The 23,007-nt window shown below is 54.7% G+C and carries 21 protein-coding genes, 1 tRNA gene and 1 pseudogene; 5 read left to right on the forward strand and 18 right to left on the reverse strand.

Going from position 1 to position 23,007, the window contains the following annotated elements:
• Positions 1–33 precede the first annotated feature (33 nt).
• The 9 genes from scpB to JQU52_RS11115 form a co-directional block, all read right to left on the reverse strand.
• Positions 34–609, reverse strand: a complete 576-nt coding sequence (scpB, locus tag JQU52_RS11075; protein WP_230338544.1) for an SMC-Scp complex subunit ScpB — start codon at positions 607–609, stop codon at positions 34–36.
• Positions 610–613: 4 nt separating this feature from the next.
• A complete protein-coding gene (locus tag JQU52_RS11080; protein WP_230338545.1) occupies positions 614–934 on the reverse strand; it encodes a hypothetical protein in 321 nt (106 codons plus the stop codon).
• 35 nt (positions 935–969) lie between these two features.
• Positions 970–1,809, reverse strand: coding sequence for a GIY-YIG nuclease family protein (locus tag JQU52_RS11085; RefSeq protein WP_230338546.1), 840 nt, complete (start codon positions 1,807–1,809; stop codon positions 970–972).
• A gap of 6 nt (positions 1,810–1,815) precedes the next feature.
• Positions 1,816–2,739, reverse strand: a complete 924-nt coding sequence (ylqF, locus tag JQU52_RS11090) for a ribosome biogenesis GTPase YlqF (protein WP_230338547.1) — start codon at positions 2,737–2,739, stop codon at positions 1,816–1,818.
• Between the two features lie 187 nt (positions 2,740–2,926).
• Positions 2,927–3,772 carry an RNase adapter RapZ gene (gene rapZ, locus JQU52_RS11095; protein WP_230338548.1) on the reverse strand — a complete coding sequence of 282 codons (846 nt, stop codon included), beginning with the start codon at positions 3,770–3,772 and terminating at the stop codon, positions 2,927–2,929.
• On the reverse strand, positions 3,753–4,715 hold the full coding sequence (gene hprK / locus JQU52_RS11100; protein ID WP_230338549.1) for an HPr(Ser) kinase/phosphatase: 963 nt from the start codon (positions 4,713–4,715) through the stop codon (positions 3,753–3,755). The genes rapZ and hprK overlap by 20 nt, the downstream gene beginning before the upstream one ends.
• Positions 4,716–4,730: 15 nt before the next feature.
• Positions 4,731–5,180, reverse strand: a complete 450-nt coding sequence (gene ptsN, locus JQU52_RS11105) for a PTS IIA-like nitrogen regulatory protein PtsN (protein WP_230338550.1) — start codon at positions 5,178–5,180, stop codon at positions 4,731–4,733.
• A 174-nt stretch (positions 5,181–5,354) separates the two neighbouring features.
• Positions 5,355–6,245, reverse strand: coding sequence for a 4-hydroxybenzoate octaprenyltransferase (gene ubiA / locus JQU52_RS11110; protein ID WP_230340571.1), 891 nt, complete (start codon positions 6,243–6,245; stop codon positions 5,355–5,357).
• A 41-nt stretch (positions 6,246–6,286) separates the two neighbouring features.
• Positions 6,287–6,814, reverse strand: coding sequence for a chorismate--pyruvate lyase family protein (locus tag JQU52_RS11115; RefSeq protein WP_230338551.1), 528 nt, complete (start codon positions 6,812–6,814; stop codon positions 6,287–6,289).
• Positions 6,815–7,200: 386 nt separating this feature from the next.
• Here JQU52_RS11115 and JQU52_RS11120 point away from each other — a divergent pair, with 386 nt between their 5' ends.
• On the forward strand, positions 7,201–7,689 hold the full coding sequence (locus tag JQU52_RS11120) for a SixA phosphatase family protein (RefSeq protein WP_230338552.1): 489 nt from the start codon (positions 7,201–7,203) through the stop codon (positions 7,687–7,689).
• Positions 7,690–7,823: 134 nt separating this feature from the next.
• Here the strand turns inward: JQU52_RS11120 and JQU52_RS11125 are convergent, their stop codons facing one another.
• The 8 genes from JQU52_RS11125 to JQU52_RS11160 form a co-directional block, all read right to left on the reverse strand.
• Positions 7,824–8,408: an O-methyltransferase gene (locus JQU52_RS11125; protein WP_230338553.1), complete on the reverse strand. Its 585-nt coding sequence runs from the start codon at positions 8,406–8,408 to the stop codon at positions 7,824–7,826.
• Positions 8,409–8,562: 154 nt separating this feature from the next.
• Positions 8,563–9,003 (reverse strand): thioredoxin TrxA, encoded by a 441-nt coding sequence (gene trxA, locus JQU52_RS11130; protein WP_328300446.1) that lies wholly within the window; start codon positions 9,001–9,003, stop codon positions 8,563–8,565.
• The gene (locus tag JQU52_RS11135) at positions 8,960–10,504 is read right to left on the reverse strand and encodes an ABC transporter ATP-binding protein (RefSeq protein WP_230338555.1); all 1,545 of its coding nucleotides are present in this window, start codon (positions 10,502–10,504) and stop codon (positions 8,960–8,962) included. Before JQU52_RS11135 ends, trxA begins: the two co-directional genes overlap by 44 nt.
• On the reverse strand, positions 10,497–11,537 hold the full coding sequence (locus tag JQU52_RS11140; protein WP_230338556.1) for an ABC transporter permease: 1,041 nt from the start codon (positions 11,535–11,537) through the stop codon (positions 10,497–10,499). The genes JQU52_RS11135 and JQU52_RS11140 overlap by 8 nt, the downstream gene beginning before the upstream one ends.
• Positions 11,534–12,586 (reverse strand): ABC transporter permease subunit, encoded by a 1,053-nt coding sequence (locus JQU52_RS11145; protein ID WP_230338557.1) that lies wholly within the window; start codon positions 12,584–12,586, stop codon positions 11,534–11,536. The genes JQU52_RS11140 and JQU52_RS11145 overlap by 4 nt, the downstream gene beginning before the upstream one ends.
• A 194-nt stretch (positions 12,587–12,780) precedes the next feature.
• The gene (locus JQU52_RS11150; protein ID WP_230338558.1) at positions 12,781–12,987 is read right to left on the reverse strand and encodes a DUF2788 domain-containing protein; all 207 of its coding nucleotides are present in this window, start codon (positions 12,985–12,987) and stop codon (positions 12,781–12,783) included.
• A gap of 10 nt (positions 12,988–12,997) precedes the next feature.
• Complete coding sequence (locus tag JQU52_RS11155) at positions 12,998–14,212, reverse strand: CynX/NimT family MFS transporter (protein ID WP_230338559.1); 1,215 nt, start codon at positions 14,210–14,212, stop codon at positions 12,998–13,000.
• A 108-nt stretch (positions 14,213–14,320) separates the two neighbouring features.
• Positions 14,321–15,499, reverse strand: coding sequence for an O-succinylhomoserine sulfhydrylase (locus JQU52_RS11160; RefSeq protein WP_230338560.1), 1,179 nt, complete (start codon positions 15,497–15,499; stop codon positions 14,321–14,323).
• Between the two features lie 156 nt (positions 15,500–15,655).
• On the opposite strand from JQU52_RS11160, the gene JQU52_RS11165 reads away from it, so the two are divergent.
• The 3 genes and pseudogenes from JQU52_RS11165 to JQU52_RS11175 form a co-directional block, all read left to right on the forward strand.
• Positions 15,656–15,967 carry a hypothetical protein gene (locus JQU52_RS11165; RefSeq protein ID WP_230338561.1) on the forward strand — a complete coding sequence of 104 codons (312 nt, stop codon included), beginning with the start codon at positions 15,656–15,658 and terminating at the stop codon, positions 15,965–15,967.
• A gap of 185 nt (positions 15,968–16,152) precedes the next feature.
• Positions 16,153–18,060, forward strand: a complete 1,908-nt coding sequence (locus tag JQU52_RS11170; protein WP_230338562.1) for an aminotransferase class I/II-fold pyridoxal phosphate-dependent enzyme — start codon at positions 16,153–16,155, stop codon at positions 18,058–18,060.
• A gap of 353 nt (positions 18,061–18,413) precedes the next feature.
• A pseudogene (locus JQU52_RS11175) lies at positions 18,414–18,707 on the forward strand (bacteriohemerythrin); the annotation flags it as partial.
• 147 nt (positions 18,708–18,854) lie between these two features.
• Here JQU52_RS11175 and JQU52_RS11180 read toward each other — a convergent pair.
• A tRNA-Ser gene (locus JQU52_RS11180) sits at positions 18,855–18,945 on the reverse strand.
• Positions 18,946–19,307: 362 nt separating this feature from the next.
• Here JQU52_RS11180 and JQU52_RS11185 point away from each other — a divergent pair.
• Complete coding sequence (locus JQU52_RS11185; RefSeq protein ID WP_230338564.1) at positions 19,308–22,982, forward strand: nitrate reductase subunit alpha; 3,675 nt, start codon at positions 19,308–19,310, stop codon at positions 22,980–22,982.
• Positions 22,983–23,007: the final 25 nt, after the last annotated feature.

Genomic DNA, 23,007 nt, shown 5'->3' on the forward strand with positions numbered 1-23,007 from the left:
CCTGCGGCTCGCTGCCTTGTATCACTTCATTCTTTATTCCACTGTATCGGCGGCAGGCACAAGCAAATCGGGCAAAACCAGTTCGCCCAATTCGGTTAAAGGGGGCAATTGTTGCAAGCTGTCCAATTGCAAATCGCTTAAAAAAGCGGCGGTAGTGGCCCACAAACTGGGGCGGCCTAAGGTGTCGCGCTGGCCGATTACCTCAATCCAGCCGCGCTCCTGCAAGGTTTGCATCACATTGCTGGACACGGCCACGCCGCGGATGGCTTCGATATCGCTGCGCGTTACCGGCTGCTGATAGGCAATAATCGCCAGCGTTTCCATTACCGCACGCGAATAGCGCGGCGTGCGCTGTTCATTTAAGCTGCCCAGCTGCACTACCGCAGCCGGGGCTACCTGAAAGCGCCAGCCTTCGTGGGTGTGCACCAAGCACAAGGCACGCTCATGCCAACGCAGCTTGATGGCCGCCAGCACATCAATCAATTTATCCGCCGACAAGGGCGGGTCAAACAATTGGCGCAAAGCGCGTTCGCTTAAAGGCTCGGCTTGGGTGAGCAATGCCGCTTCAATCACGGCATCGGCAGGCAAAACGGTTAAAGGCGTGTTCATCGGCTTAAGGGGTTGCTGCAGCAGGCAATAGCGCAAAGCCGCGTTGCTCGGCTTGGCGGCGTTGTTGCGCATCAATGGTGTACACATTGATGCTGCCGGTGCCGCCGCCGCACACGGCGGGGAACATTACATCAGGCAAATGGCTTTTTTCGGCCGCGTGCACGCGAATGCCCACCAGCTCAGCCTGCATGGCGGCCACCGAGATGCCCTCGCCTTCGCATTGGCGGGCACCATCCAGTTTGTAAATCTGAATGGTTTGGGTATTCTGAGCACTTGCACAAGCCGCAAGAAATAAACTGAGCGTTAAATAAATAAATAACTTCATATAATCAATATTTTATTTATAAATGAAAAATTAAATTATTCTTTAATCAATTCATTTAATTTAGCAACCGCGTTATAGTTATGAAAACGAGCGTATACACTCATTTTCCCATTGTCTTTTAATCCGAACAAAGCATCATGCCAATAAGCAATTAATGCACGCCGCACCCCTTCCAATCGTAAAAAATGCTGCGCTATTTCAAAGTTTCCTTCAAAAAACACCAACACAGCTCTGGGCAACGCAGTTTGGTAATGGCTATCATTTACAAAGCCATTGTGTTGCTTTAACCATTCACGTACCTCAAAAAATTCCAAAATCAATTTATCCATTAAAATCATATGAATAGAAAGATTTCCTCTTTTTTCTAAAGTACTAAATGCAACTTCATGAGAACCGATATTTAATGTGAAATACCTGCCTCCTTCTGTCGCAGGAAATAACACAAACGTCCAAGCACCTTGATACTCCAACCAATGTGTTATTCCTGAAAAAACAAATAACTCTTTTAAATAATGGCAAAAATGCTCGTCATGAAACATTCTATCCACTTTAGGCTTATAAATGATAAAAGCATCATCAACATTATTTAGAGCATCTATTGCTTCTTTAACGGATAAATAAAACAGCTCTTTTTGATTGGGTTGCCGGGTATTGAGCTTGCTTCTAAAACAATAATGCAGTTGATATTCAACTGCTCGCCAATCGGTAACTTGCCTAAAATCAGCCAATTGCCAACGCCCTAAATTTTTATAAGGCAGCGTGCTATTGATTTCTTTAATACGCTTAATAGGTGGATAATTTGTGCCGCCAATTTTAATAGAGTCACAATTTACCGAAGATAAAACATAAACATAACCCTGTTTAGATTTATCCATTATTTTTCAACCTTTGCGTGCCGCTTTTTTCGCTTCACGCTCAGCTTTTAATGCCGCTTCGTTTTGGCGGGCTTTTTTCAGCCAGATTTCCCACTGATGTGGGGTTTCCAAAGTAATGCGGCCAATTTGGCCGTCGCGAAAATCGGTGAGCGTGTTCTCGGCGGCTTTTTGGTGGTTGATTCGCCCGCCGGGCAGCAATGCACCGCGTTTTTTACCTATCCACTCCAGCCATTCGTCGTCGCGCCAATGGCTGCTGGCGTCTTTATCGGCCTGATAACGCGCTTGCAGCTGCGGCAGATAATGGCGGCGCAGATAATCGAGTAATTCCAGCGCCACCACTTCTTCATCCAGCGCATTGCGCCCCACGGCACCGCTGGCGGCTAGGTTGTAGCCGCTTTCTTCCACAATGATTTTCGGCCACAGCATCCCCGGGGTGTCGTAGAGCCAGAAATCATCGGCCAAAAACAAGCGCTGCTCGGCCTTGGTGATGCCCGGCTCATTGCCGGTTTTGGCCGATTTTTTGCCCAACATGCCGTTAATCAGCGTGGATTTGCCCACATTGGGAATGCCGCAAATCAGCACGCGCAAGGGTTTGTCAATGCCTTTGCGGTGCGGCACCAATTTGCGGCAGGCTTCAATCATTTTGGCCGCCGCGCTGCGATCGGAAGCATCCAGTGCAATGGCATTGGTGTTGGCGCGGCTCTGAAACTCGGCCAGCCAGGTTTCGGTGCGCTCGGCATCGGCCAAGTCTTGTTTATTCAGGATTTTCAGCTTGGGTTTGTCGGCCGAGAGCTTGGCCAGCAGCGGGTTTTCGCTGGAAGCAGGCAGGCGCGCATCCAGCACTTCAATCACCATATCCACGCTTTTCAGGCGCTCGGTAATGGCTTTTTTGGCCTTGTGCATGTGGCCCGGATACCATTGGATGGCCATAGTTGGTGTAACCCTTGCTAGAAATAAATAATGATTTAGTAAATTAAATTTGAACCAATACTGCGTTGGCCCGCCTTATCTTGATTCAAATTTAATCCACTATAATGCAAAACGTTTTCAGGCAGCCTTAGGCTGCCTGAAAACCGGCTTGATTGCGGCTGCCGGATTATAGCACGGCAGCAGGCTCTTAATCTTCTTGCGCCAGTTGGCTATGGCGCACCAGCAAGGCATAGCCGCTCAAACGGCGTGCCAGCGCCTCAACCACATACACCGAACGGTGCTGGCCGCCGGTGCAGCCGATGCCGATGTTTACATAGCTGCGCCCTTCGGCCACCATATTGGGCAGCCATTTGCACAGAAAGTCGCCGATATCGCCCGCCATTTCGGCTACCTGCGGCTGGGTGGCAAAAAAATCGATAATCGGCTGATCCAGGCCGGTGAATGGCCGCAACGCCGGGTCGTAAAACGGGTTGGGCAGGCTGCGCACGTCGAACATAAAGTCCAGATTATTGGGCGCACCATGCTTAAAGCCAAAAGAAGTGAGGCTCACCAACATGCGGGTTTCGTCCAATGCCAGCCAAGTGCGCACACGCTGGCGCAATTGCGGTGCGGTTAAGCGGGTGGTGTCCAAATCATAGGCGATGGAGCGGATGGGGCGCAGCCATTCGCGCTCAGCGCGGATGCTTTCCATCAGGGTGAGCTGCTGCGCCGCCAGCGGATGGGAGCGGCGGGTTTCGGAAAAGCGCCGCAGCAGTACGTCGTCGTTGGTGTCCAAAAACAGAACGTCTACGCGGTGGCCTTGGCGGCGCAAGCGCTCAATCAGCTCGGCAATGTCGTCCAAACGAAAACGTGAGCGTATGTCCACGCTCACGCCGATTTGGGTAATGCCGGCATCGGCGGCGTAGCGGCCAATCAAGTCCGGCACCATGGGCAGCGGCAGATTGTCGACACACACAAAGCCCACATCTTCAAGCAATTTCAATGCAATGGATTTTCCCGAGCCGGAAACCCCACTAATCAAAACTATCCTCATGGTTGCCCGCATCCTCTTTCAATACCGCCTGATGGCGCTCTAAAAATTCTTTGGTGCTGTCTTTGCCGCGCATCTGCAAAATATAATTGCGCACCGCCGCTTCCACCAACACCGCCAAGTTGCGCCCCACCGCCACCGGCAGGGTAACGCTGCGGATGGCCACATTGAGTATGGTTTGGGTTTCGCTCTGAATGCTTAAACGATCCAAGCTTTGCATATAATCATCGTTGGCCATCACCAGATTGATAATCAGCTTGAGCGGTTTTTTCGGCCGCACGGCGGTTTCGCCGAAAATGGCACGGATATTGAGTACGCCAAGGCCACGCACCTCCAGAAAATCGCGCAGCATTGGCGGGCAGCGGCCTTCTAGGGTTTCCGGGCCGGTGCGGTACAGCTCCACCGCATCGTCGGCCACCAAGCCATGCCCGCGTGAAATCAGCTCCAGCGCCAACTCGCTTTTGCCCAGCCCCGATTGGCCGGTAATCAACACGCCCACTTCAAATACATCCAGAAACACGCCGTGCTTCACTGTGGAAGTGGCCAGCACCCGCTGCAAATAAATGCGCAGCACGTCCATCAAAAACGGGCTTTCGGCTTTGGAAGTTAACAGCGGCACACTGTGGGTGTGGCAATAGTCGCGCAGCATATACGGCACCGGCAAATCGTTGGCCACCACCACCAGTGCCATGGTGAGCTCAAACAATTCGTCAAAGCTGGCCTTAACCTCACCCGATTCCATTTTGTTGAGGTATTCCACCTCGGCCACCCCCAATACCTGCACTTGGTTGGGGTGGATAAAATTCAAATGCCCCACCAGCGCCAGCACCGGCTTGTCGGCATCCACACTGATGCGGTTGTCGGCACCGGCGGTACCGGCGGACCACGCCAATTGCAGCTTGGTTTGATTGTCTTGATACAGGCGGCGCACGGAGATGCTGGGCATGGGCGTTGTCCCGCTTTATTCGGCGGTGAGAATGGCGTGGGCTTCTGCCGGGGTTTGCACCGCCATTAAGGCTTCGCGCACGCTTTTTACCGAAAACTTCTCCGCCAGCTCAGACAGCACTTCCAAATGGCTGCCTGAAGCATTTTCCGGCACCAGCAATACAAACACCAACGATACCGGCTTGCCGTCGGGTGCATCAAACGACACCGGTTCTTTCACACGGATAAACGCACCCACGGTTTTTTTCACCGCCGCATGGCGCCCATGCGGAATCGCCACACCTTGGCCTAAGCCGGTGGTACCCAGCTTTTCACGCGCAAACAAACACTCGAACACATCGGCACGGCCAAGCCCTGCCTCATTTTCCAGCAGCAACCCTGCCTGTTCGAAAATGCGCTTTTTGCTGCCCACATCCAAATCCAACACAATGTGCGACAACGGCAAAATATCACCAATCAGGCTCATAACCACCCTCTGAAATTGAAAAACCTAATGCAAAATGCCCATTTGATTGACATCAACAGTGTAAACACAAATGGGCATCCAACGGCAAAACAGCGCAAATTGTAACGCTGGGCGGGCTTAAGCTCAAACACTTTACCACCCAAAGCGGCGGCTTTACATTCAAACCTTGTGGTTTCAGGCAGCCCAAGCATAATGCAGCACCAAACCGGCAAACAGGGCAAAGCCAATACGGTTATTGCTTAAAAAAGCGTGGAAACACTGCCAGCGGTCGCGCTGGGCAATGATGCGGTATTGGCAGTATTGCCCATACACCACCAACAGCAGCGCCAGCCAATACGGCCAAGCAGCACCAATCAGCCAGCCCACCAAGCCCATCAGCAATGTAAACCAGGTATGGCAAAACATCACCGCCGCCACATCATGCTGGCCAAAGGTAATCGCCGAGGTTTTAATGTTGATTTTTAAATCGTCTTCTTTATCCACCATGGCATAAATGGTGTCGTAAGCCAGCGTCCAAAACACATTGGCAACAAAAATCAGCCATGCCAGTGGCGGTACTTGGTTTTGCACCGCCGCAAACGCCATGGGGATACCAAACGAAAACGCCAAGCCCAGATAAAACTGCGGCAGCGGTAAAAAACGCTTGGTAAAGGGATAAGTTATCGCCAAAAACAATGCCGGCAAACTCATCAGCCAGGTCAGCGTGTTCAGCGGCAATAGGCACAGCCCCGCCAAAAGGCACAAAATCAGCGTGAGCAACAACGCCTCGGTGCTGCTTACGCGGCCGGTGGCAAAAGGGCGCAGGCGGGTGCGCTCTACCGCGCCGTCAATTTTGCGGTCGGCAAAATCGTTGACCACACAGCCAGCGCTGCGCATCAAAAACGTGCCCATCACAAAGGCCAGCAATACGCTCAACGGCGGGCGGCCATCGGCGGCAATCCACAAAGCCCACAGCGTGGGCCACAGCAGCAACAGCGTGCCCACCGGTTTTTCCAGCCGCATTAGTTGGCCATACACCGACAAGCGGTCGCGCACATGCGCCCACACGCTGGCGGCGGTATGCAGCTCATCAATAGGTTTATTGTCCAATATGATTTTCCTATTCATCAAACCGATTGGGATGATGTTAAAAATCCGGCCAATGCCGGCAAAAACGCCTCGCCCAAATATAATTTTTCGCCCTGCCAATCAAACGCCGAGCGACGCATCCACACCGTCTCGGCAGCGCCCGGCTGCGGGTTGGCGATGGGCGCATATTCAAATGCCGTGCGCTGCAAAGGCAAGTCGTGGCCAAACAAGCGCGCACCCAAAGGCTGGGTGCCGCAATCGAGTAAATCGCGCCATTGCGGCGAAGCGGCGGCACACACACTGCGCGCCCACACCACCGGCACGTCATCCAAGCACAGCAATACTTCACGCCCATGCAAGGGCGTGGCCGCTGCCAGCTCGATAAACCCGGCTTCGTGCGGCTGCCAAGCCACCGCACCCAAATGCAATAGCCGCACCGAAAACGGCGCCGCCAGTGCCTTTAAAGCCGCCGTCAGCGATTCGGCTTGCATCAGCGCCGCCAAGGCCGGATTTTCATGCACCCATGCGCTTGGCAAATGCTTGTGCCATTGGGCAGATTCAGTCATTATATTCGCCATTATTGTGTAACCATTTCACCGGCGCCGTACATAAAGCACCCACATAAAAAATAAATATTTTCAATATATTATTACAGCAGCGCAGCAATCATGCCGTGATTTGGATTTTATCAGGCCGCCATTCTACCTTGTTCTGCACATCGGGATAAGCCCTGCATAAACCGCGGGCTTTCAGGCAGCCTATTTAAGTACTATAGTGGATTAAATTTGAATCAAGACAAGGCGGGACTGATTTACTTGGTGCTTCAGCACCCTAGTAAATCGTTCTCTTTGAGCTGAGCCGTAGACAGTACAGATAGTACGGCAAGGCGAGCCAACGCAGTATTGGTTCAAATTTAATCCACTATATTTCTGCCAAACTCAAAACGGAGCACATGATGGATTTGATTCTATGGCGCCATGCCGAAGCCGAAGACGGCCACGATGATTTAGCACGTCAACTCACTGCCAAAGGCCAACAGCAAGCACGCAGCAGTGCCGCTTGGTTGGCAGCACAATTGCCGCCGCAATACCGCGTATGGGCATCTGCCGCGGCACGCAGCCAACAAACCGCCGCCCATTTACCGCCCGATTTTGAGATTATTCCCGCCCTCAATCCCGATGCCCAGGCGCCGGCTTTGGCCGACTTATTGCGCCGGCTAGCGCCGGATGCCACGCTGGTGTGGGTGGGGCACCAGCCGTGGATCGGCCAATTGTGCGCTTGGCTGCTCAATGGCGACGGGCAACCTGCGGCTTATTGGTCGGTGAAAAAAAGCGGTTTTTGGTGGTTTGAGTTATGGTTTGATGCCGAAGGTCAAGTGCAAGCCAAGCTTAAAGCCGTGTTGACACCGGCGGTATTGAAAAGCCCAAACACTAAAAAATAAGCAGTCATGCGCGTAATGGGTTTCAGGCAGCCTTTGAACAGTATGCATCAGCTTGATTTTTTTGATATGCATACCGTTACGGCGTGCTGCCTAACCGTAGCTACCCGCAAGGTTTTTTAATATTGCAAACAACCTTAAGTACGGGTCGCCAACAATAATCCTGAGCCAATATCCAATACGGTACTACTGAAATTCTTATCCGCCTCAACTTGGGTGATAAAGTCCCGCACTTCGTTCGCATGTGATAATACATTGTCCACCACCAGCAAGCTGCCGGGCTTGGCGAGGAGACGCTGTAAATCCGGCCAATACGCAGTATATTGGCTGCGGTCAGCATCGAGCAGTACCACATCGTAATATTTCGGATATGTGCGCAAAAATTCGCCCGCATCACACACTTCCATCCGTACATCATCAGCAAACCCGGCCTCATCCACATGCTGTTTGGCCACTTTTTGACGCGCTTTATCAATTTCCAAGGTATGTAACAAGCCGCCGGTATCACGCACCGCATCGGCCAACCATAAAGTGGCATAACCATTGGAAGTGCCTATTTCCAGCACCTTGCGCGCCTGTTTCGCCCGTACCAGCAAGGCCAGTAATGTGGCACTATCGGGATGCAGGTTGCGCCAACAGGCTATGCGTTCCGTTTGCGCTGCATCATGCGCACAATTGTCGGCATAAAATTGATCCAGATAAGCTTTTAGCTTGGCTTCCATGGCTTTTCTCCAATGTTAGAAATAAAAAATTTAGACTTGGAAAGCATAATCATGCGCGCTATTTACGATACGGGTATTACCTAAGCACCCACAAACCAAACCCCGGCCATATTTACAATGGCCGGGGCTGGGTATAAAGCGCTTTAATCAAGGCTTAAATCGAGGCATCCACAAAGGCCACCAGCTGGCCTTTGGCCAAGGCGCCTACTTTGGTGGCCACGTTTTCGCCACCTTTAAACACCATCAGCGTGGGAATGCCGCGCACGCCGAATTGGGCGGGGGTTTGTTCGTTTTCGTCGATGTTGATTTTCACGATTTTCAAGCGGCCTTGGTATTCGGCGGCCACATCGTCCAAAATCGGGGCAATCATTTTGCAAGGGCCGCACCACGGTGCCCAAAAGTCGAGCAATACCGGTACATCGGCTTGCAAAACTTCTTTCTCGAAAGTGGCGTCGGTGGCGTGGACAATTAAATCACTGCTCATGTCGGTTTCCTTTTTTGTGTGGGTGGTGGTTTTGACCACGCTAAGATACGGCCATATCGGCCAAATTTCAAGCCAAACTGTGCTGTAATAGCTTTTGCGTATAAGCAGCATTGGGTGCGGCAAACACGGTTTCGCAATCGCCCGCTTCCATCACGGCGCCGTCTTTGAGCACCAGCACGCGGTGCGCCAAGGCGCGGATTACCGCCAAATCGTGGCTGATTAACACATAGCTTAAGCCGTATTGCGCCTGCAAATCGGCCAGCAAGGCCAGAATTTGCTGTTGCCATTGCACATCCAATGCGCTGGTGGGCTCGTCTAATACCAGCACTTGCGGGCGCACAATCAGGGCACGGGCAATGGCAATGCGTTGGCGCTGGCCGCCGGAAAAAGCATGTGGATGGCGTGCCAAAATGTCTTCAGGCAGCCCCACATCGCGCAAGGCGGCGCACACGCGGTTTTGCTGCTCGGCCAAGCTCAGGCCCGGCTCGTACACGCGCAAGGCTTCGGCCACGATTTCAAAAATACTCAGCCGCGGATTAAGCGCGCCAAACGGGTCTTGAAACACCATTTGCATTTGGCGGCGCAAGGCCGGCTGCCATGGCTCTCGGTTTAAATACAGGCTGCCTGAAGCGGGCAGCAAGTGCATCAGCGCTTTGGCCAGCGTGGTTTTGCCGCTGCCGCTCTCGCCGATAATGCCTACAGTTTCGCCCGCTTGCAGTTGAAAATCCAAGGGCTGTAATAATTCGAGGTGGCGGCGGCGCCAAAAGCCCTGTGCCTGCGCCACTTTCACGCCCATTTGGCGCGCTTCAAGCACGGTGGTGGCGGTTTCAGGCAGCGTTTGCACGCGCCGTTGCGGGCGCGCATTCAACAATAGGCGGGTATAGGGATGCTGCGGTGCGTTAAATACTGCGGCGGCGCTGCCTTGCTCCACCACGCGCCCTTGCTGCAATACGGTAACTTCATCGGCAAAGCGGCGCACCAAGTTTAAGTCATGGCTAATGTAGAGCATGGCCATCTGCCGCTCGCGTTGCAGGCGGTTAAGCAAATCGAGGATTTGCGCCTGTACCGCCACATCCAGCGCGGTGGTGGGTTCGTCGGCAATCAGCAGTTTCGGCTCGGCGGCAATCGCCATGGCAATCATGGCCCGCTGGCGCTGGCCGCCGGAGAGCTGAAACGGATGGGCAGCGGCTTTGGCGGCGGCGTCTTGCATCCCCATTTCAGCCAATAGCGCCACGGCTTGCTGCCAAGCGGCGGCTTTGGGCAAGCCCAGATGCAGGGTGAATACTTCGGCAATTTGCCGCCCCACCGGCATAATCGGGTTGAGCGCCGTCATCGGCTCTTGAAACACCATGCCGATTTCGCGCCCGCGCAGGCGCTGTAATTGGCGTGCCGATGCGCCCAATAATTCTTGGTCGTTAAATTGCAGGCTGCCTGAAAGGCACACATCGGGGTTGAGCTGCATTACGCCTTGCGCCAACACGGTTTTGCCGCTACCGCTCTCGCCGATTAAGGCGTGTTTTTCACCAGCACGGATGCGCAAGTCCACCTCACACAGCACTTGCCGGCGGCCGAAAAAGGCATTCAGGCCGCGGATAGCCAATACATCAGCCATTATCTGCCTCCTGCCGCGCATCCAGCGCCTGGCGCAGCCCTTCGCCGATAAAAATCAACAGCAGCAGCATGGTGGTGAGCACGGCAAAGGCGGATAAACCAATCCACCACGCGTCCAGATTGTCTTTGCCTTGCGCCAGCAATTCGCCCAAGCTGGCTTGGCTGGCGGGCACGCCCAAGCCCAGAAAGTCCAAGCTGGTGAGCGCCAACACCGCGCCGGAAATGCGGAACGGCAAAAACGCCAACACCGGCGTGAGGCTGTTGGGCAGAATATGCCGCCACATAATCGCGCGGTTGGGCACGCCCATGCTTTTGGCCGCCAGCACATAGTCCATTTGCCGGTTTTTGAGGAATTCGGCACGCACATAGTCCGACAAGCCCATCCAGCCAAACAGCGACAGCAGCAATAGCAACAACAATAAGCTGGGGTTGAAAAACGACGACAAAATAATCAGCAAATACAATTCCGGCAGCCCGCCCCAAATTTCCAGAAAACGCTGCGTAACCAGGTCTACCCGCCCGCCGAAATAGCCTTGCACCGCGCCCACCACAATGCCGATGGCGGTGGCCACTGCAGTGAGCGCCAGCGCAAACAGCAGCGAATCGCGAAAACCGTATACCAGCCGCGCCAAAATATCGCGGCCGCGGTCGTCGGTGCCGAGCCAGTGCTGGGCATTGGGGGCGGCCGGAAACGGCGCGGTGTCGAAGTCGTTGAGGGTATTGGGGCCGTAGGGATTGGGCGGCATCAGCATGCGGTTGCCGTTTTCGCTGAGCAATTGGCGCAGATAGGGGTCGAGATAATCGGCGGGGGTAGCAAAGTCGCCGCCAAAATCGGTTTCATAATAGGTATTGAACAGCGGAAAATAAGACTGCCCCTGATAGTGCAGCCACAGCGGTTTGTCGTTGCTCCACAGCGGCGCCAGCAGCGACAGGGCAAACAGCAGCAGCAACACGCGCGCACTCCACAGCGCCCGTTTATGCTGCCTGAAACGCGCTCGCGCGCGTTGCCACAAGCTGTCGGTGGCGCGGCTCATCGCTCTTGCCCATCAAAGTGAATGCGCGGGTCTATCCACATATAGGATAAATCCGACAGCAATTTGGCCAACAACCCCAGCAAGGTAAACACATACAGCGTGCCCATCACCACCGGATAATCGCGCTTAATCACCGCTTGGTAAGACAACAGCCCCAAGCCGTCGAGCGAAAACAGGGTTTCAATCAGCAGGCTGCCGGTGAAAAAAGCGCCGATAAACGCCGCCGGAAAACCGGTAATCAGCGGAATCAGCGCATTGCGAAACACGTGTTTCAACAAAATCTGCCGTTCAGGCAGCCCTTTGGCGCGGGCGGTATACACATATTGGCGGCGGATTTCTTCCAAAAACACGTTTTTGGTGAGCACCGTCATCACCGCCAGATTGCCCGCCACCATGGCGGTAATCGGCAAGGCCATGTGCCAGAGGTAGTCGGTGATTTTCTGCCCCAGGCTCAAATCGGCCCAATTGTCGCTGGTGAGGCCGCCCAGCGGAAACACCGCCCAGAAGCTGCCGCCGCCAAACAACACCAGCAATACCAATCCCAACACAAACGGCGGAATGGCATAGCCCACCAAAATCAGCAGGCTGCTGGCGGCATCGAAGCGCGAGCCGTCGTACACCGCTTTGGCAATGCCCAAGGGAATGCAAATCAGATAAGTGAGCAGAAACGTCCACCAGCCCAGGCTTATCGACACCGGCAATTTATCAATAATCAATTGCCCCACACTTTGGTGGTGGAAAAAGCTGTCGCCCAAGTCAAAACGGGCAAAACGCCACAGCATATCGCCAAAGCGCTGCAAGGGCGGCTTGTCGAAGCCGTAGAGCTTGTTGAGCTCGGCAATCTCGTCCGCACCTAAATGGCCGCCCTTTTGCCAGCCCACACTGCCGCCACCGCTGCTCTCCGCCCCGGCCTGATTATTGCTTAGCTGCGCTACCATCTGCTCCACCGGCCCGCCGGGCACAAATTGGATTACCGCAAAGGTAATGGCCAAAATCCCCAGCAAAGTGGGGATCAGCAGCAGCAGACGTTTGAGGATGTAGCGCAGCATAGGGCGGGCTTTATGAGCAAGGCGGGTGGCGCATCTTACTGTGTTTGCGCCATCGGCGGCAAGCCAAGATGGCGTGGGATAAATTAACGGCAAATAGGCACACCAAGGTGTTAAGGCTGCCTGAAATAAAACCCGGTTGTTGCCGAGCTGGATTCAGCCATAGCGGGTTTAATGCTTTCAGGCAGCCTTATTCATTACTTAAAATGCATAATCAAGCTGATTAAGGCTTCTTTAAACAAAAATCCGGTCACACCCAAGCCCAACACCAAAAACAAAATCGCGGTGCCAAACTTGCCCGCCTGCGATTTTTTGCCCAAATCCCAAACAATAAAGCCCAGAAAAATAATCAGAATGCTCAGGCAGATTTTCATTGCCCAGCTGGCAAATTGTGCTTCATCCATGGTTGTTCCTTTACAAATTCTGTTGGCTTTGCCGTAAAGTGAGCGGCTGCGCGCTATACCAGCCAAAACCGCATTTTAACAGCAACAGCAGCGATAATACCGTCAGCGGCGCATGCCAAGAGTGGGTAAGGTCAAACAATATCCCCGCCCCCAAAGGCCCGGCGGCGGCCACCAGATAGCCCACCGATTGCGCCATGGCCGACAAACGCGCCGCTTCAATGGCATTATCGGTGCGCAGATTAAAAAACATCAGGCTGAGCGAAAACACCCCTGCCGCGCCCACGCCCACCAGCGCCACGCACAACCACATCCAGCCGCCGGGCAGCCACCAAATCCCCAACACACCGATAAAATTGAACAGCGCCATCGTCAGCGCCAAGGGCTGCTGGTTGGCCATTTTTTCGGCCAACATGGTTACCGCAAACACCGCCGGCAGCCCCACCCATTGCAAGATCGAGCCATACCAGCCCGCATCGGTGGGCGTAATACCCTTGCCGATTAAAATGGCAGGCAGCCAGCTGGCCAAGGTGTAATACATCAGCGATTGTAGCCCCATAAACAGGCTGATGCTCCATGCCAAACGGCTGCGCCACACCCGCACCGGCACGGGTGCCGCCGTGGCCGAGTGCGGTATGCGCAAGGTTTGGCGGCCACGGTAAAAGCGCACCGCCAGCCACACCGCCAATGTGGGCAAAGCCACCCAAGCCCACACCCCCAGCGCCAGCGGCCAGCCTTGCCGCTGCGCCAACGGCACCGCCACGCCCGAAGCCAGCCCCGCGCTTAAGGACATCACTGCCGAAAACAGCCCGGTCATCAGCCCCACCCGCAGCGGGAAATTCAACTTCACCACGCCGGGCAGCAGCACATTGCCCATCGCAATGGCCATCGACAACAACACCGTGCCCAACAGCAGCCCGGCAGCGCTGAGCCACAGCGAACGCAAGCCCAGCCCCACCAGCAGCAGCAACAAGGCGCCAATCAAGACTTCGTCCACGCCAAACCGGCGTGCCAAAGGCGGTGCCAAGGGCGAAAACAGCGCAAAACACAGCACCGGCAGGCTGGTAACCAAGCCCATCAGTGAAGCCGAAATGCCCAAGTCTTGCTGCACAAAATACACCACCGGCCCCAACGCAATAATCGGCGCACGCAAATTGGCCGCCATCAGCACCACCGCCAACACCAGCAACACCGCCAGTGGGGTGCTTATTTTGGGCTGTGTGTGCATGTGTTTGTGTCCTTAAAATATTGAATGGCTTTATTTTATTCGACTAAAAGGCTGCCTGAAACCTTTCAGGCAGCCTTTGGTTAATAATGCCTATTGCATCAAACCGCTTTACAGCAAAGCCAATGCGGCAGCCAAGTCGGCACGTATATCGTCGAGGTGTTCCAGCCCCACCGACACACGAATCAAGCCCGGGGTAATGCCGGCGGCCAATTTGTCTTCGGCACTCATGCGCCCGTGGGTGGTGGTCCACGGGTGGGTGATGGTGGATTTTACATCGCCGAAATTGGCGGTTTTCGACAACACCTGCACCGCATCAATCACCTGCCAAGCAGCGTCTTGTCCGCCCGCCACTTCCAACGCCAGCACGGTACCGCCGCTGCTTTGCTGTTGCGCAATCAAGGCCGCTTGCGGGTGCTCGGGCAGCCCGGCGTAAAACACGCGCAACACTTGCGGCTGGGTTTGCAACCATTGCGCCAAGGCCAGTGCGTTGGCGCTTTGGGCGGCCATGCGCACAAACAGGGTTTCGCAGCCGCCCAGCAATACCCAAGCATTAAACGGCGCCAAGCTCAAGCCAGCGGAATTCACATACAGCGCAATCTGGTTGACTAAGTCGGCCTTGCCGCACACCACGCCGCCCAATACCCTTCCTTGGCCGTCGATGCCTTTGGTGGCGGATTGAATCGACAAATCCGCGCCCAATTTCAATGGCTGCTGCACGGCGGCAGAGCAAAAGCAGTTGTCTACCGCCAGCAAAGCGCCGTGACGGTGCGCCAATTCGGCCAGCGCCGCCACATCGGCCACTTCGCCTAAAGGATTCGACGGTGTTTCCAAAAACAGCATTTTGGTGTTCGGGCGGATGGCGGCGGCCCATTCGGCGGTGTCGGTTTGCGACACAAAACTGATGTCGATGCCGAAGCGGCTGATGTGGCCGCTAATCAGCCCGGCCGTGGTGCCAAACAGGCTGCGGCTGGTAATCAAATGGTCGCCCGCGCTTAAGAAGGTGAGCAAGGCTGCCTGAATCGCTGCCATGCCGGTGGCGGTGGCAATACCGGCTTCGCCGCCTTCCAGCTGAGCCACCCGCGCCTGAAATGCGGCCACGGTGGGGTTGGCTGTGCGCGAATAGGTATAGCCGGCCTTGGTTTTGGCAAACAACGCCGCACCATCGGCCGCACTGTCGAACATAAAGCTGCTGGTTAAAAACAGGGCGTTATTGTGTTCGCGGTATTCGGTTTGCGACTTAGCGCCACGGATGGCCAAGGTTTCGGGCTTCAGTTGTGTGGGTTTCATCAATCAAAAAACCGGATAAATTAGGTGGGGCTGCCCAGCGGCAACAGGGTTGCTATTGTGCGCTTTTTTGTGCACAACAGCAAATCGGATTCCCTGTGTTTCAGGCTCTCTGTGCTATAGTTCCGCCGAATAATAAAACCCATTCGGCCACACACCATGAATCTCACCGTCTTATTGCAACACAAAATCAGCAACCCCGATTACATCGGCCTAATTGAGCGCACCAACGCCGGCTTCAGCCAGCCGGAGCAAGCGTTGCTGGCGGAAATTCTGCAACAGTTTGAGTTTGATGTAGTGCAGGCGCAGGCATTGGCGCAGGCGGTATTGCAGCAAAGCCGCTTCGATCCCAATGCGCTGCATCAAGATGACGACGACGAAGACTTCACCGGCGTGTGCCCGCATTGCATCAACCCGCCCATGCCGCCCTTGCGGGATTATCAAATGTGGCGGCTGCAACGGGCAAACTAGCCGCCCTGTTTTCAGGCAGCCTTAATTAAATGCCGAAAACCAATAATATAGTGGATTAAATTTGAATCAAGACAAGACGGCGAGCCGCAGACAGTACAGATAGTACGGCAAGGCGAGCCAACGCGGTATTGGTTCAAATTTAATTCATTATAACGGCAGCCAACACACAATCTTAAGGAGAAACCATGAGTGCATTGTGCAGCGTAATGGTGCTGTCCAAAGACGGCATCAGCCAACTCAAAGACCAAATGCAAGTGGCCGCACCGATGATGCTGGTGTTCGACAACTTCCGCTTCGACGAATGGGAAAACGGCATGCACGATGCCCGCACCCAAGCGGTGTTGCTCGATGCGGCCAAGCTCACCCAAAAACAGCTGAAAACCATGCAAGAAGCCGTGAACAGCGGCCAATGGCGTGCCGAAGTGCCGCTGTATTTATGGGACGAAGGCGGCAGCAAGCAGGTGTTCTGCCCTAGCGCACGCCTACTCGATACCCCGCGCCGCGATGCCGCCGCCGTGGTGGCCGCCATCGCCGCCGATTTGCAGCAAAAAGCACTCACCCCGTTTTATTCCGCCCTCAAAAACTATGTCGACAAAAAGCCCGACTCTTGGCACACCCCCGGCCACTCCAATGGCGACTCTTTGCGCCAAAGCGCCTGGGGCAGCGATTTCTATCATTTTGTCGGCCAGAGCATGTGGCAGGCCGATTTGTCGGTGTCGGTGCAAAGCCTTGATTCGCTGCTGCACCCCGAAGGCGTGATTGCCGAAGCGCAAGATTTGGCCGCCCAAGCCTTTGGGGCACGCCACACCTACTTTGCCACCAACGGCTCTTCCACCGCCAATAAAGTCATTCTGCAAAGCTTGCTCACCCCCGGCGACACTTTGCTGCTGGATCGCAATTGCCACAAATCGGTGCACCACGGCGTAATTTTGTCGGGTGCGCGACCGGTATATCTGGACAGCAGTATCAACAAAGCACTGGGGCTGTTTGGCCTCGTGCCGCAAAAAACCGTGTTGCAGGCCATCGAGGCCAACCCACACGCACGCGCACTGATTCTCACCAGCAGCACCTACGACGGCATGTGCTACGACCTCAAGCCGATTATTCAGGCAGCCCATGACCACGGCATCAAGGTGATAATCGACGAAGCTTGGTACGGCTTTGCCCGCTTTCATCCCGCCTTTCGTCCCACCGCGCTGGAGCTGGGCGCCGACTACGTTACCCAAAGCACCCACAAAACCATGTCCGCCTTTTCTCAAGCCAGCATGGTGCATGTAAACAACCCCGGCCACGACAGCCACCTGCTGCGCGAAACCTTCAATATGCACGCCTCCACCAGCCCGCAATACAGCATCATCGCCAGCCTGGATGTAGCACGCCAGCAAATGGTGATGGAAGGCTACGGTCTCTTGAGCGGTGCCTTGGAATTGGCCGCCCTGCTGCGCAAACACATCAACGCCCTGCACCACTTTAAAGTATTGCAGCTAGACGAGCTGATGCCCGCCGAAATTCGCCGCGACAATGTGCGCCTGGATCCCACCAAAATCACCATCGACACCCGCGCCAGCGGCTTCTCCGGTAACCAGATTCAGCATATTCTGTATGAGCGCTTCAATATCCAAGTGGAGAAATCCACTTTCGCCACCGTGAGCACCTTGGTTACCATCGGCACCACCGCCGAAAAAGCCATGCGCTTAATCCACGCCCTCACCACCTTGGATCAGGAAAAACCGAAACGCAAAACCCGCCTGCTCGCCCCCAGCCTCACTGTACCGCATTTCTCCGCCCTCGCCTGCCTGCCGCGCGACGCCTTTTATTGCCAAGGCGAACGCCTGCCCCTAACCCGCAACGGCAAATTCAACCCCGCACTGGCCGGGCGCGTATGCTGCGACCAAATCGTGCCCTACCCGCCCGGCATCCCCGTGCTGGTGCCCGGCCAAATCATCAGCACTGAAATCGGCGAATTTTTGGCCAAAATGTACAGTGGCCACGACGACAAAGAAATCCACGGCCTCACCCACAGCCCAGAAGGCGACGGCATCCGCGTTTTACGCCCCGAAGAGCTGGCCGACTTACAAACCCATGCTACCTGAAACGGTATAGACCACCAGCACGCCGAAAGACAAAACATATTTGTATTTCTTGATATATATTAAAGCCCGTTTATCCCAAATGGCATACACATATAATTGAGCCGAAGTTAAAATAACAGGGTTTTCATAAGCTTTATGGCACGGCTATTTACCCGCAAATATTGGGCTATAATTTATTTAAATAAACCCATGTTTTAATTTCATTTCTTAAAGTTTATACAAACACTAAAGAGGTAGTAGCTATGCGTTTTTTGGAGTGGACTTCTGATCTGGCTACCGGCATTGAAACCATTGATGATCAACACAAGCAAATCGTTGAATACATTAATGCCTTGCATTAAGCGCAGCAACAACAAGACAAAAGCAATACCGGCGTTATTATCGGGCAGCTGGTGGATTACACAGTGCAACACTTTGCCGGTGAAGAAGCGATGCTGGAAGGTGCTGGCTATCCGCTGATTGAACAGCACAAAGCCATACACCGCCGTTTTGTAGATAAAGTGAGCCAAATGCAAGCCCGACACGAAATGGGGGTGGACACTACGGACGAATTGCTGAAAATGCTGGAAGTTTGGCTGTTCAGCCATATCCTGCATCACGACCACGGCTATGTTAAAGTGGTAAAAGCTTCATTAGCGCAACACTAACGGCAACATATTATTGATTAAATCCGTTTGTATCCATAATTTGTATCCATAAACGACCGCATCACCGGCCATTATTCAATCAAACCAATAAAAATCCCAACCACAAATACAAAAAAACCCAAACCGAAACAGTTTGGGTTTAGCATCTGGCGGAGAGGAAGGGATTCGAACCCTCGATACGCTATAAACGTATACACGCTTTCCAGGCGTGCGACTTCAACCACTCATCCACCTCTCCGTGAAGTGGAACAACGAAAGACGCGCATTATAGCGGCTATTTCGATGGCAAGCAATGGCTGTATGTATTCGCACATTGCCGTTATTGCCTGTGTCTTCCCACGGATTTATCAATCCCTTCTAATGCTAAAGAACTAAGCCATGTCCACCGTTCAGGCAGCCTGTGCCACCTACTTTGCGCGGCGGCTTTGCGCTGTTTGGGGCATATGGTTGCCCCGTGCTTTGCTTTAAGCTGCTAGGCATTGAAAAAGGGTTTTGCCCGTTCACAAACCATGCAGCCGCAGCGGTTTGCCGAACGGGCGCCAGAACGGGCGCCGGTTGTTGTGTTAACAAGCCGGGCAGTCACCACCAGTGAGGGACACCATGAGCCATTTCCTAGACAGACTAAAATTTTTCCAACAAAAACATGAGGCTTTTGCCAATGGTCACGGTGTACTCACCGAAGAAGACCGCCAATGGGAAAACGCCTACCGCAGCCGTTGGCAACACGACCGCGTGGTGCGCTCCACTCACGGCGTGAACTGCACCGGCTCTTGCAGCTGGAAAGTGTACGTCAAAAACGGCCTGATTACGTGGGAAACCCAGCAGACCGACTACCCGCGCACCCGCCCCGATTTGCCCAACCACGAGCCGCGCGGCTGCCCGCGTGGCGCTTCTTATAGCTGGTATGTGTATTCCGCCCAGCGTGTGAAATACCCAATGATGCGCGGCGTGCTGGCCAAAATGTGGCGCGAAGCGCGCAAAACCATGTCGCCCACCGAGGCTTGGGCCTATATCGTGGAAGACGAAGCCCGTGCCAAATCCTACAAAACCCAGCGCGGCTTGGGCGGCTTTGTGCGCGCCAACTGGGATGAAGCCAACGAAATCATCGCCGCGGCCAATGCCTACACAGTGAAAAACTACGGCCCCGACCGCGTCATCGGCTTCTCGCCGATTCCGGCGATGTCGATGGTGAGCTATGCTTCCGGTGCCCGCTATCTGGGCTTGATTGGCGGCGTGCCGCTGTCGTTTTACGACTGGTATTGCGACTTGCCGCCCGCCAGCCCGCAAATCTGGGGCGAGCAAACCGACGTGGCCGAAAGTGCCGACTGGTACAACAGCAATTATCTGATGGTGTGGGGCTCCAACGTGCCGATGACGCGCACGCCCGACGCTCACTTCTACACCGAAGTGCGCTACAAAGGCACCAAAACCGTGGCCGTATCGAGCGACTTTGGCGAAATGGCCAAATTCGGCGATATTTGGCTCGCACCCAAGCAAGGCACCGATGCCGCGCTGGCGATGGCCATGGGCCATGTGATTATGAAGGAATTCCACCTCGATAATCCTTCGCCTTATTTCACCGACTACATCCGCCGCTACACCGACATGCCCATGCTGGTGCGCCTGCATGAAGACGGCGCAGGCTTTGAGCCGAAATACTTCCTGCGCGCTTCCGACATCAAAGACGGCTTGGGCGAAACCGACAACACCGAATGGAAAACCTTGGTATGGAACAGCCTTTCAGGCAGCCTTGCCGTGCCCAACGGCTCGGTAGGCTTCCGCTGGGACGGCAGCCAAAAATGGAATCTGGAAACCCGCGCCCAAGGCGAAGCCACCGAATCGCTGTTGAGCCTGAAAGATTCACACGATGAAGTGGTGCAAGTGGCCTTCTCTTACTTTGCCGCCGAAAAAGACGAATTGGTTTACCGGAAAGTGCCGGCCAAACGCATCACCCTGGCCGACGGCAGCACCACCCTTGTGGCCACCGTGTTCGACTTGATGGCCGCCAACTACGGCATCGAGCGCGGCTTCAATGATGAAAACTGCGCCAGCTCTTACGACGACGACAAACCCTACACCCCCGCCTGGCAGCAAGCCCACACCGGCGTAAACCCGGCGCAAGTGATTCAAGTGGCACGCGAATTCGCCCAAAACGCACACGACACCGAAGGCCGCAGCATGGTGATTGTGGGCGCTGGGCTGAATCACTGGTATCACATGGACATGGCCTACCGCGGCATCATCAATATGCTGATGTTGTGCGGCAGCATCGGCAAATCCGGCGGCGGCTGGTGCCACTATGTGGGCCAGGAAAAACTGCGCCCGCAAAGCGGCTGGGCGCCGCTCACCTTCGCGCTCGACTGGCACCGCCCGCCGCGCCAAATGAACGGCACTTCATTCTTTTATGCCCACACCAGCCAATGGCGGCATGAAAAAGTGGCGGCAGAAGAAATTCTCGCCCCCAATGCCCACGGCGAAATGGCGCAATTGAGCATGATCGACTACAACGCCAAAGCCGAGCGCATGGGCTGGCTGCCCAGTGCACCGCAATTGAGCGCCAACCCGCTCGATGTGGTGGATCAAGCCGAAGCCGCGGGCATGAGCCCGGCCGATTATGTGGTAAACGGCCTTAAATCCGGCAGCCTCGATATGGCGTGTAATGACCCGGACAACCCGCAAAACTTCCCGCGTAACCTGTTTGTGTGGCGCTCTAATCTGCTCGGCTCTTCCGCCAAAGGCCACGAATATTTCCTCAAATACCTGCTCGGCACCCAAAACGCCGTGTTCAGCGAAGAAGAAGACTGCATCACGCCGTCTGAAATCAAAGTGCGCCCGGCAGCCGAAGGCAAGCTCGATTTGCTCACCGTGCTCGATTTCCGCATGTCTACCACCTGCCTTTATGGCGATGTGGTGCTGCCCACCGCCACTTGGTATGAAAAAGACGACTTAAACACGTCCGACATGCACCCGTTTATCCACCCGCTCACCGCGGCGGTAGACCCCTTATGGGAAAGCAAAACCGACTGGGAAATCTACAAAGGTATTGCCAAGAAATTCAGCGAAATTGCCGCTGATTACATCGGCGTGCGCAAAGACATCGTGCTCACCCCGCTGATGCACGACAGCCCGCAGGAAATGGGCCAGCCTTTCGACCCGAAAGACTGGAAACACGGCGAATGCGACCCGATTCCGGGCAAAACCATGCCCGCCATGAGCGTGGTAGAGCGCGATTACGGACTGATTTACGAAAAATTCACCAGCATCGGCCCCTTGCTGGAAAAAATCAACAACAACGGCAAAGGCTTGGCATGGCAAACCGGCCATGAAGTGGAATTGCTGCGCAAACTCAACGGCGTGCGTGCCGACGGTGCCGGCAAAGGCCAGCCCAAGCTCGACACCGCCATTGATGCGGCCGAGATGATTCTTACCCTCGCCCCCGAAACCAACGGCCACGTTGCCGTGAAAGCATGGGAAGCGCTGAGCAAAGCCACCGGCCGCGAACACAAGCATTTGGCTGAAGCTTCCGAGCATACCCAAATCCGCTTCCGCGATGTGGTGGCGCAGCCGCGCAAAATTATCTCCTCGCCCATTTGGTCGGGCATCGAGAGCGAAGAAGTGAGCTACAACGCCGGCTACACCAATGTACACGAACTTATCCCGTGGCGTACCCTCACCGGCCGCCAGCAGTTCTACCAAGATCACCTGTGGATGCGCTCGTTTGGCGAGAGCCTGTGCGTGTACCGCCCGGCGGTGAACTTCAAAACCACCGAAAAAATGCTTGGCAAACACCACAACGGCAACCCGGAAATCACGCTCAATTTCCTCACCCCGCACCAAAAATGGGGCATCCACAGCACCTATAGCGACAACTTGCGCATGCTCACGCTGTTCCGCGGCGGCCCCAATGTGTGGATTAGCGAAATCGACGCCAAAAAAGCCGGCATTGTGGATAACGACTGGGTGGAAGTGTTCAACGCCAACGGCACCATTGCCGCGCGCGCCGTGGTGAGCCAGCGGATTCCGGAAACCATGATTTTGATGTACCACGCACAAGAAAAAATCGTCAATGTGCCCGGTGCGGAAACCTCCGGCAAACGCGGCGGCATCCACAACTCGGTAACGCGCGCCATTCTGAAGCCCACTCACATGATCGGCGGCTACGCCCAATTGGCCTACGGCTTCAACTACTACGGCACCGTCGGCTCCAACCGCGACGAATACGTGGTGGTGCGCAAAATGAACCGTGTCGACTGGATGGACGAACCGGCACGTTAAACCGCCCTGAGCGCCCCATAATAAA

This window comes from Paralysiella testudinis (assembly GCF_016894345.1).
GTDB lineage: Bacteria > Pseudomonadota > Gammaproteobacteria > Burkholderiales > Neisseriaceae > Paralysiella > Paralysiella testudinis.